At 41.5% G+C, this 18,891-nt stretch carries 10 protein-coding genes; 6 read left to right on the top strand and 4 right to left on the bottom strand.

From position 1 onward, the window contains the following. The first annotated feature begins 11 nt into the window (after nucleotides 1-11). The 5 genes from BVH04_RS21675 to BVH04_RS21650 all read left to right on the top strand — a co-directional run bounded on the left by BVH04_RS21675 (nucleotide 12) and on the right by BVH04_RS21650 (nucleotide 11,984). Nucleotides 12-2,414, top strand: a complete 2,403-nt coding sequence (locus BVH04_RS21675; protein WP_086543555.1) for an ABC transporter permease — start codon at nucleotides 12-14, stop codon at nucleotides 2,412-2,414. A 220-nt stretch (nucleotides 2,415-2,634) separates the two neighbouring features. Next, nucleotides 2,635-5,061, top strand: a complete 2,427-nt coding sequence (locus BVH04_RS21670) for an ABC transporter permease (RefSeq protein ID WP_086543554.1) — start codon at nucleotides 2,635-2,637, stop codon at nucleotides 5,059-5,061. 174 nt (nucleotides 5,062-5,235) lie between these two features. Further along, nucleotides 5,236-7,659 (top strand): ABC transporter permease, encoded by a 2,424-nt coding sequence (locus BVH04_RS21665; RefSeq protein ID WP_086543553.1) that lies wholly within the window; start codon nucleotides 5,236-5,238, stop codon nucleotides 7,657-7,659. 818 nt (nucleotides 7,660-8,477) lie between these two features. Further along, a complete protein-coding gene (locus BVH04_RS21655; RefSeq protein WP_086543551.1) occupies nucleotides 8,478-9,053 on the top strand; it encodes a hypothetical protein in 576 nt (191 codons plus the stop codon). Nucleotides 9,054-9,572: 519 nt separating this feature from the next. Continuing rightward, the gene (locus BVH04_RS21650; protein WP_086543550.1) at nucleotides 9,573-11,984 is read left to right on the top strand and encodes an ABC transporter permease; all 2,412 of its coding nucleotides are present in this window, start codon (nucleotides 9,573-9,575) and stop codon (nucleotides 11,982-11,984) included. Between the two features lie 128 nt (nucleotides 11,985-12,112). On the opposite strand, the gene BVH04_RS21645 is transcribed toward BVH04_RS21650, so the two are convergent. Beyond that, nucleotides 12,113-12,496: a VOC family protein gene (locus BVH04_RS21645; protein ID WP_086543549.1), complete on the bottom strand. Its 384-nt coding sequence runs from the start codon at nucleotides 12,494-12,496 to the stop codon at nucleotides 12,113-12,115. A 667-nt stretch (nucleotides 12,497-13,163) separates the two neighbouring features. Between BVH04_RS21645 and BVH04_RS21640 the strand changes: the two genes are divergently transcribed. Further along, nucleotides 13,164-15,635 (top strand): ABC transporter permease, encoded by a 2,472-nt coding sequence (locus tag BVH04_RS21640; RefSeq protein WP_086543548.1) that lies wholly within the window; start codon nucleotides 13,164-13,166, stop codon nucleotides 15,633-15,635. 158 nt (nucleotides 15,636-15,793) lie between these two features. Here BVH04_RS21640 and BVH04_RS21635 read toward each other — a convergent pair whose 3' ends face one another. The 3 genes from BVH04_RS21635 to BVH04_RS21625 form a co-directional block, all read right to left on the bottom strand. Then, complete coding sequence (locus tag BVH04_RS21635) at nucleotides 15,794-16,399, bottom strand: DUF2911 domain-containing protein (RefSeq protein WP_086543547.1); 606 nt, start codon at nucleotides 16,397-16,399, stop codon at nucleotides 15,794-15,796. Between the two features lie 158 nt (nucleotides 16,400-16,557). Continuing rightward, entirely contained in the window at nucleotides 16,558-17,703 is a 1,146-nt protein-coding gene (locus BVH04_RS21630; protein ID WP_086543546.1) for a geranylgeranyl reductase family protein, read from the bottom strand. A gap of 261 nt (nucleotides 17,704-17,964) precedes the next feature. Continuing rightward, a complete protein-coding gene (locus BVH04_RS21625) occupies nucleotides 17,965-18,804 on the bottom strand; it encodes a sugar phosphate isomerase/epimerase family protein (RefSeq protein ID WP_086543545.1) in 840 nt (279 codons plus the stop codon). Nucleotides 18,805-18,891: the final 87 nt, after the last annotated feature.

The raw sequence follows: 18,891 nt of genomic DNA, 5'->3' as shown, positions 1-18,891 counted from the left end.
AAGTCCCTTGTATGTTTACAAACTACCTTAAAATTGCATTTCGAAGTCTGATCAAGCGTCGGCTATTCACAGTGGTGAATTTGCTTGGGCTGGTTCTTGGGCTAGTAGCGTTCTTGGGACTTCTCGCCTATGTGGGAACAGAATGGAGCTATAATGATTTTCATGCAAATAAGGATAGGATCTATCGCATGGTGGTCAATGAGAGTAATGACTCCTATGAGATTTTTTTACCTCCAGGATATGCTGATGTGCTTGAAACTAATTTTTCGGATATTGCTTCTGCAAACCGTATAGCCGGGTTTATCGGAGGTGGATTGGTGGCAATTCCTGAAACCGATCTGGTGTTCAGAGAAAATGAAATCAGTTTTGTAGAGGGAGACTTTTTTCAGACTTTTTCATTTCCAATAGCACGGGGAACTGCCGATTTAAGTGCCTCAAATACTGCCGTGATTACTCAAGCGATGGCTGAAAAGTTTTTTGGAAATACGGATCCTATTGGGAAAAGCTTTCTGCTCAGCAATCAATTTGGAAAGCAGGAGTTTACTGTAACTGGAGTCTTGGAACCGATCTCATTCCGTTCAGATATCACTGGGAATATATTTCTATCCATCCACACTCTGGAAAATCCTGCCAATCGCCCAGGGAATGATTGGGCAGACCCAAATGGATTTGATTCTGGATTTGTCAACCTGTTTATATTGACCAAAGCCGGTGTAGATCGGGATGAATTAGCCGGGCAGCTTACTAGTTTCATCCAAAAAACCCCTAATTCTGAGGGAACGACAATAGTACTCCAAGACTTACCTAGTCTTCATTTGGGAACTTCGATTTCTGATCCGCTGCCTACGGTTACTAAGATGGGTTCGGTTTTAGTCTTTTTAGCCATCGCGATATTGATTTTGGCCATCGCCTATGTCAATTACCTCAATCTCTCTTCCGCCAATATTCTGACCCGGATCAAAGAGATTAAGATGCGAAAGGTGTTGGGCGCACATTCTTGGCAATTGGCCCAACAATTTATGACTGAAACTTTGCTACTGCTTCTAGCATCGTTGATGATTTCTGTTGTCTTCTTATATCTTTTGGCACCATTTGCTGCCGGTATTTTTGGGAAAGAAATTTGGTTCGGAGCATTGCAAAAGCCACAAACCATCTTGAATATTAGCGCTATTATCGGCTTCTGTGCATTGATTTCAGGATTTTATGTGGTGGTTCTTTCTGGGAAATTTGAACAGCGATCTCAATTGAAATTCAAGCCTGAGAGTCACTTGGTTCGCAAATCGCTGGTAGTTTTTCAGTTTGTTATTTCTATTGGAATCATCATTTGCACCCTAGTAATCCGAGACCAACTTTCCTTTATGCAGTCTCAAAGTTTGGGAATGAATGTGGATCAAAAACTAGTCGTAGAAGGCCCAAATGATGTCGGTGAAAATCGATCTTCCAAAATGAATGCCTTCAAACAATCCCTCGAAGCTCAAACGTTTGTGAAAGGGATTGCCGGTTCAAATACCCTGCCTGGTCAAGGCTATAATTTTTCAGCGGGAGGGATTACCCCGCTGGTAGCCAGGCTTGAGGATAAGGAGTACAGTTATTCTATGTTCATTATTGATGAGCAATTTATTCCTACCTATGAAATCGAGGTATTGGCTGGAAGAAATTTCACTTCGGATGAGGCTGACCAAAATTGGAATAATCTGAACAAAGTCATGCTCAACGAGTCAGCTGCTACTCAACTTGGATTTGAGACTCCAGCTGCAGCAGTCGGTGAAAATATTCTATGGGGAAAGCCATTTGAGGTAGTCGGAGTGACTAAAGATTACCATCATATGTCGTTGCGGGAGCCTATCAAACCCATGATTTTCTTGGCTTCTCAAGCTGACGGGTACTTTACTTTGGTAGTAGATCCAGCCCAGATGAAAGAAGCTATTGCCGCTACCCAAAAGACTTATGAATCGGTATTTCCGGGCAATCCCTATACTTATTCCTTTATGGATGATAAGTTTGGAGAGCAATATGAGCAGGAAGCACAATTGAGTTTGGCCTTTTCTATTGCTGGAATACTGGCCATTTTGATTTCCTGCTTGGGATTATTTGGCTTGGCAGCCTATGCTGTTCAGCAGCGAATTAAGGAGATTGGCATTCGCAAAGTGCTGGGAGCGAGCACACAAAGCCTCTTGAATTTGATCAGTAAGGATTTTGTAATCCTGGTTTTCCTAGCGATGATTTTCGCTTTTCCTCTGGCTTGGTATGCGATGGATTCTTGGCAGGCAGATTTTCCATATAAGGTAGGACTTTCCTTTTGGACATTTGCCTCGGCTGGAGTCATGACTTTAGCTATCGCGCTGCTAACTGTAGGTTTTCAAGCGCTCAAGGCAGCTTGGGCTAATCCTGCTAAGACGCTGAAGAGCGAGTAGTTTTTTGAGTAAAAAGTATAAAATATCGAGAACTAATGTATGTCGAATACTGAACCCGCTTGCGGCTGACAGTTGATGAATATTGCAGGGAAAAGCAAGAAAAATAACTTCACTACAAGAGCGAAGCAGACAACAATGACAGAACTTTAAGAGTGAATGTCGAACCCCGAATGATGAATGTTGAAGTTCCAGAATTAAGAACAACCTAAAATTCTAAACCATGTGGAAAAACTACCTTAAAATCGGCTGGAGAGTTCTGAAGAAAAACAGACTTTATACCATTCTCAATGTATTGGGCCTGACGATGGGTATTTCTGGTTTTTTGATGATTATGCTCTTCATTCAGGATGAGGTGAATTATGATAACTTCTATCCTGAATCGGAATCGGTATTTCGGATTACATCTCATTGGGGGGATTACTCTACGGGGAGCTTTGCAACAGCTCCACCTCCCCTTGGCCCGAGAATCCAGGCCGATATTCCTGAAGTGGAAGCTATTACCAGACTTTTGAAATGGAATGATTTCACTATTCAGCCTGGCTCAGGTCAAAATAAGGAGCAGGTATTTCGAGAGGAAAGCGTCTATTATGCGGAACCTAACTTTTTTATAGTTTTTGATCTCAATGTTCTGGCAGGAAATAAGGAGAAAGCACTTTCAGATTCCAAAAGTGTGGTGATTACTGAGAGTTTGGGACGCAAATACTTTGGAGATGTTTCCCCCCAAGAGATGGTTGGAAAACCCATAATTATGGGCAGCAATAATCCAGATCTGAAGCAAATTTCCGCAGTGGTGGAGGATATTCCTGCGCAGTCGCATTTTCATTTTGACATGCTGGTATATGAGCCAGGGATGAATGCTGAGATTTTTGATATGGATAGCTGGTCTTGGTCTATTCTTTACACTTATGCCAAATTCCCAAAAGAAAAGCAGCGGGTCGTGGGTGAAAAGCTGGATCACCTTGTGGCAACTTATATCATCCCATCTCTTGAAGCAGGAGAAGAGAATTCGAATTACAATCTGAAAGTAATGTCCGTGCAGGATATTCATCTGAACTCGCACTTACTGCGGGAGCATGAGTCGAATGCCTATCAGAGTAATATCTATATTTTCTCCTTGGTTGCGGCATTTGTGTTGCTTTTGGCTTGTATAAATTTCATGAATTTGGCTACCGCCAAAGCTGGGCTTCGCTCCATGGAAGTGGGGGTGCGAAAGGTGATGGGATCACAGAAATCCCAACTCATCTATCAGTTTCTCACCGAAGCGCTCATATTGGTGTTGATCAGTATGGCGATTTCACTGGTAATCGTGGCACTTTCTAACGAGCCATTCAATCAGCTTACCGGTAAAAACCTACAGTTTAACCTGTTGACAAACGAAATGATTTTATGGATGATTCCTGCTCTGGTAGTCATTTTGACATTGCTCTCAGGCTTTTATCCGGCATTTTACCTATCATCTTTTAAGCCGCTACAGATCATAAAGCGGCAATTGTCAGTTGGGAAAAATAGTCACAATTTCCGCAATGGGCTGGTGGTTTTTCAGTTTGCCACTTCACTTACCTTGATCATTTGCACCTTGCTGGTTCAGCGTCAGATGAGTTTTATCCAAAATTCTGATCCGGGCTTTGATCGGGATCAGTTGGTTATCATTCATAATGACGGGGAAATTCAAAATTCCCAGCGGGATGATTTCAAAGGCCATTTTGTCTCCAGTTCCAATGTGCAATCTCTGAGCTTTTCGACAGGTATTCCCATGTCTGGCTCGTTCCAGATGCGTTCTTTCAATTTCCCTACCAGCGATATGGAGCATGGCATGAATTGGTACGAAGCGGATGCTTCCTATTTGGATACGTATCAATTCAAACTTTTGGAAGGTAGAAACTTTGGTCAAACATCCGGTGCCGATCAAAATAAGGTAATCATCAATGAAATGGCGGCAAAGCAATTGGGGATAGCGGATGATCCGATTGGACAATTGGTAGTCAAAAATGCCGGAGAAAATGACGAGGCTACGCTTGAGGTAATCGGATTAGTTGAAGACTTTAATTTTGAATCTTTTCGAAATGAAATCAAGCCACTGGTGATCGAATACATGTATGATTATTTCCTTCGGGATTATATTTCTGTAAAAATTCAGGGTGGAAATATCGAGGCAGGAGTAGATGAACTGAATGTTGCATGGAAGCAATTTGAGCCAAGAGTGCCGATGAATTACAGCTTCTTGGATGAGGATTTTGGAAGAGTGTATCAGTCCGAAATGAAAATGGCGAACCTACTTCAGGTCTTGACAGGTATTTCTATTTTGATTGCCTGTTTGGGATTATTTGGATTGACGGCTTATACCACCGAATTGAGAAACAAGGAAATCGGAATTCGAAAGGTATTTGGGGCCACAATGTCCGAGATCTTCCTGCTGCTCTCGGCTTCTTATTTCAAGTTGATTCTTATATCCATACTGATAGCCGTACCACTGGCTTTGGTATTTATGCAGCGCTGGTTGGAGGATTTTGCTTATAAGACAGGGATTGAGATTTGGGTGTTTGTGCTTGCAAGTCTGGCTTGCTTTGGATTGGCGTTGGCCACCATATTCTTCCAAACCTATAAAAGCATCCGGGCAAATCCTGTTAATATTTTGAAAAGTGAGTAGGGCAGAAAGTATGAAAAGCTTAAGTGAGAAGTCCAAAAAAATGTGTGATGAGGGATATAAGATTTGGGATTTGATAACAATGAAAATCATGATAACCAAGAATCTCGAACGCTGAACTCCGAATTTCGAATGAAGAAGTAATGAAGAACCAAACCGCTTAATGACCACAAACTCATGTTCAAAAACTACTTGAAAATTGCGATCAGAAACCTCCTCAAAAAGAAGGTGTATTCATTCATCAATATCTTCGGATTGGGAGTGGGCATGGCTTGCTGTGTACTTATTTTCATGTTTGTCCAAGAGGAACTCTCCTATGACAACTACCATGAAAAAGGTGACCGAATCTATCGTGTCATACATGGATCAACTCAAGAAGGCGTTGAGGAAAGCGAAGCTACCAATGACTTTTGGGTTTGGGGGAATGCACCTGTCGGTCCTGCATTAAAACGGGATTTTCCTGAAATCGAAAAAGTTGTCCAATTCTCAGGAAGGGCAGATATTCTCTTGAGTATAGGTGATATTACACAGCAGGAAGAAGGGATTTTGTTCATGGACTCTACTGCTTTTGAGGTATTCAGTTGGGAATTGCTCCAAGGCGATCCAAAGACCGCTTTAGCCGCTCCTTACAGTGTCGTACTGACTGAATCGACTGCCAAAAAGTACTTTGGAGATGCGAATGCGCTAGGTCAATCTATCAAAGGAAGTGAAGTGGCCGGAAGGGCAAATGCAGGCGAGTACACAGTAACAGGGATCTTGGCTGATGTTCCTTCAAATTCCCATTTTAAATTTAACCTTTTGATTTCATTGAATACTTTTCGCCAGACAAGAGCGGAGGTTTTTGATGACTGGGGTTACGCAGACACGTATACCTATTTGCTGGTCAATGAGCAATTTGATCAAGCGGCCTTTCAGGAAAAAATTCCGGATTTCATCCAGCGGGGAAATACTGATACTGAGGAATCCAACTATATGATTCGCTTAGAGCCACTTAAAGATGTCTATCTCCGCTCGGATGCGCAGCGTCAACCCGGCCAAACTGGATCCCTTTCTAATATCTATGTCTTTTCGATTATTGGAATTTTCATCCTCGTAATTGCCATTATCAATTTTATGAACCTCTCCACGGCTCGATCTATGGAGCGTGCCAAGGAGGTAGGGATACGGAAGTCCATTGGCGCGGGTCGGAAGAGTTTGATTTTTCAGTTTTTGGGAGAAAGCTTGATTATAGTCCTATTGGCGGCTTTAGTGGGATTTGCTTTGGTATCGGTTTCGATTCCGTTGATCAATGAGCTAACTGCAAAAGAATTTCAATTAGCCAGCTTGATTAATTGGCAGACAATTCCAGTTGTTCTGGCCACAATTGTCATCATTGGACTTTTGGCAGGTTCTTACCCTGCATTGGTGCTTTCCAGTTTCAGGCCAGTTTCGATCCTGAAGGGAATCAATAATTCCAATGCCCGAGGAGTAAACCTTCGAAAGACGCTGGTGGTATTTCAATTCAGCCTATCCATTGCTCTGATTGCTGGAACGATGATCGTGTATTCTCAAATGGCTTTGCTTTTAGACCAAGATATGGGTTTTGACAAAGAGCAGATGGTAGTTTTGGATTACAACTACGATGGAGATGTCACTAATGTCTCGGCTTCTATCAAGAATGAAATGGAAGCCATCCCTGGCGTGAGTTCAGTGGCTTTTTCCAGAAGCGTACCAGGAAGTCACTTCCCAGCTGCCTATACTACGCTGGAAATGGCAGATGGGGAAATGGTCGGTCAAGCACAACCAATTTTCCAAGTAGGCTTGGATTTCATCGACCACTATGGATTGGAATTGGTAGCGGGAAGGTCTTATTCGCGAGATTTTCCTTCAGATTCTACGCAGGCGCTCGTGATCAACGAAGCTGCAGCCAGGCAATATGGCTATGCAAATCCGGAAGATATTATTGGAAAAAAATTTGATCAGTGGGGTAGAGCTGGAGAGGTGATCGGTGTGGTCAAGGACTTCAATTATATCTCATTGCATGCATCAATTGAACCGTTGACGCTTCCATTTGAAGCCTATGCTAGCCGCTATGTCAGTGTGAAACTGACTGGGGAAGATATTCCTGCCACGCTTGCAGGCCTTGAGGGAGTTTGGAATCAGCTTGTACCTCACCGGCCTTTTATCTACAGCTTTCTAGATGAGGATTTTAACCAGCAATATCAATCGGATTTTCGATTTAGGAAGATTTTCACTACGTTTTCTATCCTCGCTATTCTCATTGCAAGTTTGGGCTTATTAGGATTGGCAACCTATACCGCAGAGCAGCGAACCAAAGAGATTGGTATCCGGAAAGTGATGGGTGCAAATGTGGGGAATATCGTCGGCCTGCTATCCAAAGACTTTGTCAAATTGATCTTGATAGCCATTCTAGTTTCCACGCCAGTTTCTTGGTATGCCATGAATCTATGGCTGGAAGGCTTTGCCTATCAAGTATCGATCCAATGGTGGGTATTTCTTGTGGCAGGAGTAGGCTCCATTATTATTGCCTTAATGACGATTAGCTTCCAGTCTATCAAAGCAGCCCTGATGAATCCGGTGAAGAGTTTAAAAAGTGAGTAAAGGTGAAAAGTCAGAAAGTTGAAGTGAGAAGTCTGAAAGGGTTTAGCAGGTATGATTTTAGAAGTCAGAAAGCTGAAATCAAAAAGCTGAAACCTAAAGCGGGTAGCTACAAATTCAATTAAATAGAGAAGCGGAGTTATTGGCTATACTTAGTGGAAATGTAGGCCTACATCATTGAGAACACATTCAATCCCAGCAACAAGCTGCTAATAACCAGTACTGTATAATTCAAAATCCTCCATATTTTCTGCGGTAGCTTCAGACTCATGTTACTGAGAATAATTGATACAATACAGAAAAACATACTGAGAAGGGTTGTGCCCCATCTTCCATGAAGAAAATCCGGAAAGTAACTTTGAAAAATAGCTACTCTTTCGGCTTGGGTAGCCCCTAAATCAAAAATACAGATCCACAATACATATATCGAAAGAGGAATCGATAAGCTTACTAAACTCACTAGAGTAAATACTTTCAAGCGGTTTTGATTTAGGCTTTTCATAGGTGAGTTTGAAGAATATGTAAGATGTTTCAGGTTTGCCAACTTTGCTTTTGCGCAGGTCTAAAGTTATAAAATTCCAATTGCCTAGAAATAGATAGGATTAGTTACAAACTAAGCTTAGTGTGTTTTTAGGAGCTAAAATAAAGTACTGAGTGCTCGAAACGTATGACAAAATACTAAACTTCTAAAAACATGAGCCACATCGCTATACCTATTCCGACAATTCCTGGAAAGCATAATATTGAAATCCAAGTGATCATTAATAACGAGGTGCAGTCGCAGGGTGCAACTTTGCGCCTGCCAATACTGTTCGAATCTTATGCATACACTCGAACCATACTTCAACTGGAGACACCTATATGTAGCTTCAGAGGATCCACAGTCCCCTTTTTTTGGTTATCAAAACAGTGAGGTTCACTTTACAGATCAGATCTATAATTTTCTGATTCACCCCCAATGGGACAATATTGATAGCGAAACACTTTTTCTGAAAGTTATTTATGTGGATTACACCGATGGTTTTGCAGTAATCGAACTCATGGGAGAATGGAATGACCTTTTGCATAACGACATTATGACGTTAAAACGTGGGGTTATTGAATTGATGATCGAAGAGGGGATTACTAAATACATTCTGATTTGTGAAAATCTGCTGAATTTTCACGCCGATTTGGATGCCGATGATTATTACGATGAATGGCAAGATGAATTGGAAGATGGCTGGATTGCCGTATTAAACTTGCGCGATCATGTCTTGGTCGAAATGAGCAAATTCGGGATCGATCAATATTTGGTCATGGGAGGTACCCTGAACGATATTAGCTGGAGAACCCGTCACCCAAAACAACTTTTTGAAAAAATTGATGAATTGGTGATGAAAAGGTTGAGTATTTAATTTCAAAACTGGACAAGGTTGGGAATATTCAAAGCAGGAAAATTTTACTCCATATTACCTTTTTGCTCCAACTTATGCTCGGCAATTGTCAACTGCGTTCGACCTCCAGAATCAACTTTGCCCGCAAGCGGACAGTTTTGTTCGAGGTGACTATTTTAGATTTTAAGAAAAGCTCTTTTTAATGTATTCAGGCTATTTTTTGATGGCATAGAAGTGGGATAATTTCATACGTCACAATGAAACCAGCGACGTCATTCCGGGACTGAAATAGAATATTGAATTTACACGAGGCTCAGCCAGGTTGAAGCCATCCCTTCGGGAGGCAGGCAATATCAAACTTTGAAGTAGATTGCCTGTCCTCCGGGAGGCGGGCTTCAGATTTGTAATGATCTGGTAACCGTTAAGCTTAGTATAAAATCCTTGCAATGATGAATAGTAATGACAACCGACAACCCAAAACCGACAACCCCCAACTGACAACCCAAAACTCACAACTGACAACCGACAACCAATAAAACCATGTTCAAAAACTACCTTAAAATTGCTTTTCGCGGATATTTGAGAAATCGAAAATTCACCGCTTTAAACTTGATGAGTTTGGTTGCCGGTCTGTTTGTAGCCTACGTAGGCATTTCTTACATCAGTTTTGAAAACAGTTATGAAAGCTTTCATGAAAATTCCGATCAAATCTATCGACTAGCTCGAACCTACCGTTCTCAGGATTACAGTGTGATAGGATTCTCGAATTGGTCTGATGATACAGCTGAATCCCAGCAAGGACAAGCTGAAACTTTTAAATCATCCCCGGGAATTGAGAACATTACTCAATTTATTACTTCACCTAATACAGAGTTTATCCGGTCGGGAGAAAGTAAAATTCAAAACGATGGGATTTTGACTACCAATACGCCAGCTGGTTTTGTAAATATGTTTACTTGGGAGCCAATTCTAGGGACTTTGGAGAGCTTCTCCTCTGGCAATAAAAAAGTAATGCTCACAGCTTCGGTTGCCGAAAAGCTCTTTGGTCCAGACTATTCATCGCAGTCAGGTCTAATCAATAGTTCTGTGCAGATTGGTGGTGAAGACTATGAGCTTGCAGCAATTATTCAAGATGTTCCTCTCAATTCTCACTTTGATTTTCAGGTTGCCATAAGTTCAGGTCGCATTGATTATTGGGGCAGTAGAATTTATGTTCAGACCAGTGAAAAAAGCGATTTCAAAGAAGTTGAAAGTCAACTAAATAAAACCATCGCAGGCTTCAACCCACGGCTTGCAAAAGAGGAGTTATATGCCGGGCACTACCTTCAACCAATCCAAGATATTCACCTCAACTCGAATATTCTCTACGAGTCGAAAACTCCCGGGAATACCAATTACATTACCCTAATCGGCTTTTTTGCAGGCTTTATTCTGGTAATAACAATTTTTAATTATGCCAACCTTACACTGGCTATTAAATCAAAAGAAAGTAAAACAATCGGAGTCAGGAAAGCCATGGGAGCTCAAAATTCCATGATCACCACTCAGTTTTTGATGGAGGGAGTTTTACTTTCACTGATTGCTCTCCCTTTTGTTGGACTTCTGATTTCCTTGGTAATCCCTCAATTCAATGCATTGATGGGGACGGCGATTTCCAATAATCTAATCACTGAGCCGATGACCTTTTTGACCTTATTAGTTTTGGCAATTCTGGTGGGCATATTGGCAAGTTTATCCCCGGCGATTTACTTGAGCATGAGGGGCGCAGTCAGTCTTTTCAAAGAAGATCTAAAGCAGTCTAGCTTCCAGCAATTCCCTATTCGAAAATATTTGGTGATCAGTCAGTTTGTACTTTTGATTGCCATTAGCTGTGTTTCCTATTTCATATCCCAACAGCTTCTATTTGTGGAAGGAAAAGATATCGGATACAAGAAGAAAGGGATACTTTATACCTACTCTTCACCGGAAAATCGGGGAGTTTTTCAGCAAAGACTTCGGCAAATCTCTGGAGTGATCGCGGTTGGGAATGGGAGTTCTTTTGGGATTCAATCATTCAATCAAGGGACCTATCAGCTTGAGGGATTGGAGACTGTTTTTGATGATTCCAACCAATTGTATTTGGACTTCGAAGGAATCAAAGCATACGAATTGGAGACTACGCTCAAGGAAAAACCTGGAGCCCGAACTACCCTTATCAATCGCACGGCCGCAGAGAAATATGCAAACCTAAAAGGGATAACTGCGGAGGATCTGATTGGTATGCAGATCGTCACCGAGCCTGAGTATACCGATGAAGAATCGGGACAAATTGGGTTTCCATTTACTATTGGGGGGATTTTCGAAGATATTAATCTCTTTTCCCTTCATGAAAAAGTTGAACCTTATTTCTTGACTATCTATGAAAATGTTGAAATGGATGGGCGAAGTATAGTTTCCTATTATCCTGAAAATGCTGCCGCCGTTTTAGCTGCTGTGAATTCAATCTATAGTGATTTGGATGAGCCGTTTCCTTTGGAACTTGAATTCCTCAGCGAAAATGTGAGCCAGCTTTATGCTCAAGATCGACAGACTGCCGACTTGCTTCTTTACTTTAATATTATTGCAGTTTTCCTTGCTGCCTTAGGAATCATTGGGATTACCATCTTCTTGACGATGGCTCGAAAAAAAGAAATTGGGATACGAAAGGTGCTAGGAGCTTCCGTCTTTTCAATCATCCAATCGGCTACCAAAGAATACTTGATCTTAGTCGGCATTGCTTTCCTGATTGCTTGGCCAATTGCCTACTACGCGGCGAATTCATGGCTTTCTAATTTTGCTTACCGGATCGAAATCAATCAATTTGTCTTCGCTTCCATTGGTTTGATGACTTTTGCATTCACAGCAGTCATTGTAGGGATCATCGCCTATCAAGCTGCCCAGGCAAACCCTGTGAATAGTTTGAAAAGCGAGTAGAAAAAGGAATGTAAAATGCTGAATGAAGAATTTAAAATTAACCTAAATCCAAAACTTAGGTTGGGGTAAAAAATGTAATGATTTCGGTCTGTGTCCCCACAGACCGAGGTTTAGACTGAAGTGAATACTCATTCTCCGGAATGTAATCCTACCAGATTCCCTTCCGAATCTTCAAAAAAGGCCATAAAGCCACTTTCTCCAATGCTGGTTTTTTGCAAGGTGATTTCAGCTCCGGCAGCTTCGATTCGATCCAAGACGAGCTGAAGATTTGGATTTCCATTGAGGTAGATCACTGCCCCTTCTTTACTGGGTTTATGATCCGGGCCTTGGACAAGTCCTCCGCCTGAGTGAGGTGGTTCTGTGGGAAACATTGCCATTTTCGTATCCATCATATCGATGACCATCATTTCTACTTCAAAAATTTTCTCGTAGAAAGCTTTTGCCCGAGTTAGGTCCGTGGCGGGAATTTCAAACCAGTTGAGTGCGTTGGTGTCTTTGCTGAGTCGTTCCATTTTTTGTTTTTTTAGTTTAAAATCTTGGGTTTTGGTTTCGAACTTTGAAAAATTTCAAAGAAATCTTGTTATCAGTAAGTTACAAAAAAAATATAACCACATTTCCCTTAGCTAATTGATTTGATCAAAGAACCTTAGAAAGTGAAGTTTCTTTTAAACTAGGATATAATGGGAAAAGGTTAGCACTTAAAATAAAGTACCATCCACTGCCCACTGAGTTCTGCCCACTGAGTACTGCCCATTGCCTCCTGATTCAACTTTGCCCGCAAGCGAACGATTTTGTTCGAGTAAATTAATCAATATTTTTCTAAAGTGCTTAATTGATTGTTTTAGGCTATTTTTTGATGGCACAGAAGTGGAAATAATAGAGAACATCAATGAGATACCAGAGACTTCATTGCGAGGGTCCCGTGATTGCGGGACCAGCGAAGTCATTGCGAGACCTGAAACGAGGTGTTGACTCTATACGAGACTCAGCCAGGTCGAAGCAATCTTATCGGTATGAACCAGATTGCCTGCCCTCCGGGAGGCGGGCTTCGGATTTGAAGAAGTGTAGTAAATTATTAAGTGTGTTATTAAATCCTCGCAATGACGTAAAGGCCTTCAAAAATAACGATAAGCAATGACGCCAAAATTCAACCCCCAAACTTTCTAACCAAAGAAATCCATGCTCAAAAACTACTTTAAAATCGCTTGGAGAAGTCTGATTAGACAGCGAGTCTTTTCCTTGATCAATATATTCGGGCTGTCTATGGGATTGGCTTGTTTTCTCACCTTGCTGGCTTTTGTCAAATTTGAGAAGTCTTATGACTCCTTTCATCCAGAAGATGATCAAGTCTACAGGGTGGTTCAGAATGTTAAAGATGATCAGCAATGGGCATGGGTAGGAGGGGCTGTAGCTCCAATGCTACGAAATGAATTTGGAGAAAAACTGGATGAAGTAGTGAGCATCATTAAGATCTCCACCTATGCGAAAGCTCCCGAGGGGCTATATCCAGAAGATCGATTCAGAGAGGATAAATTCCTTTTTGCAGATCATGGTTTCGATCGCTTGTTTGGCTTTGAGCTTGTTGCTGGTTCTTGGGAAGGTGTATTTGAAACCCCGTATCAACTAGTGATTACAGAGCGAATCGCGAAGAAGTATTTCGGAGACCAAAATCCGGTAGGGCAGGTAATTTCTTTGACCGGCGACTTTGATTTTGAGATCAGGGGAGTTTTGAAAAACCCTCCGTCCAATTCACATATGGACTTTGACTTTGTGTCGAGTATAGTCTCTTTTAAAGCAACTGAAAATTTTCCTGCAACTGCTGACTTTGGGAGTTTCTGGTGGCCTCAAACATACACCTACTTGAAGGTGAATGAAAATCAGGTGGCTTCAGAAATAAGTCGCTCCATTCCACAGATCAATCCAAAATATAGAAATGAGGAAGAGGCTAAGTCGTATGTACACTATTTGCAACCTATAGGAGAAGTGCATACGAGTCCTGATTTCCAAGGAGAATGGACTCCCTCGATGTCTTCAAAAACCTTATGGGTATTTCTTTCCATTGGAATTTTTGTGTTGGTTTTAGCTTGTATCAATTACGTAAATCTCGCAACTGCCAGAGCCATAGTTCGCATGAAAGAAATCGGGATTCGTAAGGTTAATGGAGCTCAAAAAGGTCAGTTGGTCGGTCAGTTTTTAATGGAATCGATCCTGATAAATGGGATCTCAATTTTCTTTGGCTTGATTCTAGTTATCCTGATTACTCCCCTCATCGAGTCCGCCATAGCGCTGACCATCCCAGTAGATTTCATTCATGATTCAAAGCTACAAGCCCTTATAATTGGGATTTGGCTGCTTTCGGCTTTAGTTTCAGGGATTTTCCCAGCCTTTTACTTGTCAAGTCTGAAACCGGAGATGATTCTAAAGCAATCTGGAATAGGGATAAGGAAATCCGGACTGAGAAAAAGCCTTGTAGTGTTTCAGTTTGTTATATCTACTTTGCTGGTTTTCAGTGCTACTGTAGCCTATTTTCAGCATGATTTCATGAATAATGCCTCCATGGGCTTTGAAAAGGAGGGTTTGATTTCTGTGAAAATGGGAAACCTTGCGACACAGAATGGTGAAACTTTAAAGCAGGAGATTCAGAATATATCTGGGATACAAAATGTGAAATTTGTAAGTGATCGTCCCGGTGTGGATACCGGCTGGAATCCATCGGTTGACTACCCAGAAATGCAAGAAGGGAATAATCAGGCCATAAATGTTCAATACGTGGATTTCGGATTTTTTGAAACCATGGAAATACCCATGATTTCAGGACGCGAATTTGAAGAGGGAAGTGCAGATGGGGGCACATCTTATTTGATGCGTGAACAATTCCCCGCGCTGGATAATGTAGCTATGATTGTAAATGAAGCTGCTTTAGCTTGGTTGGGCAAGTCTAGTGAAGAGGCCATTGGTGCGCCGCTGCGAGTTTACACTGAAGAAAATGGTCAGCTCTTTTCTAATTACAAAGGGAATATAGTCGGTGTGGTAAAGGATTACCACACCCGAGATTTGCGTTTTGCGATAGCCCCAACGGTGTATCTGCCGGTAAAAAATCCAGCATTTAATGGAAGTCAGCACATGCTGATTAAAGCAAGTTCGCACTTCAATGCAGAGATGCTGGAAGATCTTCAAGCCACTTGGAAAACAGTAATTCCAGGATTGCCTTTTGATTATTCATTTATCGACGAGGCCATCAATCTTCAATATGAGCAGCAGCAGAAGACGAGTTCGCTTTTGGGCGGATTTGCAGTTTTGACCTTATTGATTTCCTGTTTGGGGATTTTGGGACTTTCCATTTTCACTTCTGAGTCTAAGCGAAAAGAAATTGGGATTCGCAAAGTACTGGGTGCTTCCGTATTCGGAATTATTCAAAAGCTTTCCCTCGAATTCTTGATTCCGGTTGGAATTGCGATGTTGATCGCCTTACCAATTGGCTATTATCTGATGAATGAGTGGCTGAGCCAATTCGCCAATAAAGTCCAAATTTCCAGTTGGTTCTACTTGGGAACAGCCTCGATTTCCTTGGTCATCGCTTGGATGACGGTATTAATTCAATCTTGGAAATCCGCCACAGCGAATCCGGTGGAGTCGATTAAAAGTGAGTAAAGCGAGGTGTAGGATCTAGACGCAAGTAAAAATTATCTAGAATCAAGAAGGCAGGATTAATGGATAGCATGCTCTCAGCAATACAGAAAACAAGTTTGCCAAATTAAAAAAAGCCCGGATCAACTCCGGGCTTTGCTACTTTATAATAAAATATATTCTTAAAATACTCCTTTGAATTGCTCCATTTTCTGATCCACCTGAGTATCTACCTCAAAAGTTAGCATCACATCTGCCCACATGAAAGTAACCGAAGCTACTTGGTTGTCTTCTGCGGAGATGAAGTAAGCAAGTCTTTCAAAAGTTTCTGGTGTTGGCATTGGGGATACTTTTATCGCCACAGCATCGTCTTTTGCCAGTGCAGCTTCGTCCACCTTGCCATCTTTCGTGTATGCATAAACTGCATTTGCTTTGCTGTTCAGGTGGATAGTCCAGTCCCCAGATTCCTGTGGAGTGATGAAAATAGAATATTTGCCTGCTCCTATGTTTTTGCCGGCAATGCTTACACCAGTGCTGAATTCTATGATCGAAGGGTTATTTGCGCCGGCTCTCCATGAGACGCCATATTTTTCCAGCTCACCGAATACTTTTCTCCCTTTTACTGCAGGCGAGGAGTAGTCAATGCTGATTTTGGTGAAGCCTACTACTTGGGAGATTGAAGCAGCCGGGCTTGGTGCTGGTGCTTGTAGCTGCGCAAAAGATGTGGTGGAAACTGAGAAAAAGAGTACTAGAGCAAATGCCGATAAAAAGAGTTTATTGTTTTTCATGAGTCTGTCAATTGTTATTGGATTTATAATAATGGCAAGCTATACCAATTTATTCAAATGGAGATTACAAGGAACTTTGAATATTTAAATGTCAAACCTTTTGGTGAAATAGCTACTCCCGAGGGAATGGTTTCTGACTTGGTCTATAGAAAACATACTTAAACCACTGGTTTGTTAGTTTCTAAGATTTTGTTTTTAATGGTTTTCATCAAGTTCTTCGGATAGGTTCTGTTTCCTATAAATAGGTCGGTCATAAAGGATATAGCATAGTCTCCATATTTTCTCAATAGTAAGTTTCGGATAGTTCGATAGCCATAAAACCATTTTGCTGCTGACTGAGAGGTGTTAAGTTCAGGCAATAATTCTTTTTCTAGTTTTTGTTGATAAAGAGTCCCTGCCTTTTCTGGATTCAAGGCAGATTCGATGATAGCTTCTGCTGCCAATTCTCCACTCCACAGGGCATTGGAAATCCCTTCTGCTGTCACCGAGTCGGCAAATCCTGCTGCATCCCCAATCAGGAAAACATTTTTCCTGTAAAAGCCATCCGTGCGTGGAGATATTGGAATCTGAAAACCATGAGCCTTTTCACTCAGGATTTCTTTAATTCCCAGTTTTTCCACATACTTTTTGTAATAGCTCTTCAGGTCTATTCTTGTTCTGCGCGTGGATGCTATACCAAGCGAAAGGTGGTTGTTTTTGGGAAAACTCCACGCATATCCATAGGGAACGCTATCCATGTCAAATCGCACATCTTTGGATAGTCGCTCGAAATCCTCCGGATTAACTTCTACTTCATACTCTAAAGCGGGTATGAGTGTTCTCGTTTCTTTCCATCCTGCTAGCCTAGCGGTGGGACTGAGTGCCCCATCTGCAGCAATGATAAACTTTGCATGGAGGTCGCCTTGATTGGTATGTAGCGTAAGAATATCGCCAAAAGTGATGTCTTTAAGCTTATGTCCTTCTTTTATTTCTACTCCAAGTTCTTTCGCTTTTCCAATCAGAAAACTGTCAAATTCATCTCGCATGACCATGCTTATTACTGGCACATCTCGCTCAGCATTAAGCACTCTCTGTTCACCTTCCAAATAGAGCTTAATCTGATAGAACTCACATTCTACAACTGATGAAATATCAAAAGGTAACTTCCGTCTCCCCCGGTAGACCAATCCTCCACCGCAGGTTTTATACCTTGGCAAGGTTTCCTTTTCAATTATAACTGTGGACACTCCTTTTTTCGCTAGATAGTAAGCCGCCATAGCACCTGAAGGGCCGCTGCCTATTATCGCTACATCATATAGACTCATAAAATTGAAAGAAAATCCATGTTAAAACGAAATTGCAAAGAAATATAGAATCAATGCCCATTTTTATTTCTGAAGGTCTTTTTTTTAATATCACCGGGGATTTGGATTTTTTCACCCAGAAGACAATCTTATCCCCGCTCCGGAAGCTTGGATCGATCATTTTTATTTTACACCTTTTACTTCTTACTATTTAAAAACAGATCGCTTCATTCCTTCGTTGTTCCCGATGACGCTGGCCGGACTCCCGTCTTCTGTCTTACGCTAATTCTTCTCCAATTCCTTTTTGATAAAAGCCACACTTAGAGGAATCTGTCTGACGGATCTTGAGCTTTCGTCCTCTATGCTCAAATACTCAGTTCCTTGCTTTTTAGATTCCTTGATCAGTCCGGCGATGTCTATGTCACCTGTCCCTAGGACTACATTGGTTTCTACATCTCCATGCCCGTCCTTTGATCCTGGAGTTCCATTTTTGCGGTCTTTGAGATGAAGTACGGGGAATTTTCCCGGATATTTTTTCATAATCTTCAGCGGATCACCACCACCCATTTTCACCCAGAATACATCCATATTGAAAGCGAAGTTTTTGGCATTTTTAAGCATATAATCAAATGTGACTCCTTTGCCGTTTTTCGCAAACTCATAGCCGTGCGGATGATAAAGGAATGTGATTCCTTCCTTTTTCAGTTCTTCGCCCACAGCATTGAAGAGAGCAGTTGCTATTTTTATTTCCTCAATGGAAATCGGGCCATCAGTATGAGGTATCCAATAGCAGGTGACATATTTTGCATCATACTTCTTCGCTTGATCAATAATGGGTTGCAGGTCTTTGGTTAGTTGATTGTAGTCAGCTCCTACACCGATGACAGAAAGATTATTGTCTGCTAGAAGTTTTGCATATGCATCATCAGACATTCCGTATCCGCCACCGCCTTCCAGTGCAGAGATTCCCCATTCTGAAATTAGTTGGTGATACTTGACTGGGTCTATTTTCATTTCGTTGCGAAGGGAATAGAGCTGAAGTGCCACTTCCTGTGCATGGAGCTTCATGAGTGGTGACATTATAAACAGGAAGAGAAATAATAATTTGACGCGTATTTTCATTTTAGGATTTGATTGGGTTTGACCTAAAATATCGATTATTCTTCAGTTTTCGAAAGGAATCCTTAAATTCAAGCTTATCTCTGCGCT

Source organism: Algoriphagus antarcticus (assembly GCF_002150685.1).
Taxonomy (GTDB): Bacteria; Bacteroidota; Bacteroidia; order Cytophagales; family Cyclobacteriaceae; genus Algoriphagus; species Algoriphagus antarcticus.
Note: the sequence above shows the minus strand (reverse complement) of the source record. Positions and strands in the feature narration are given on the sequence as shown.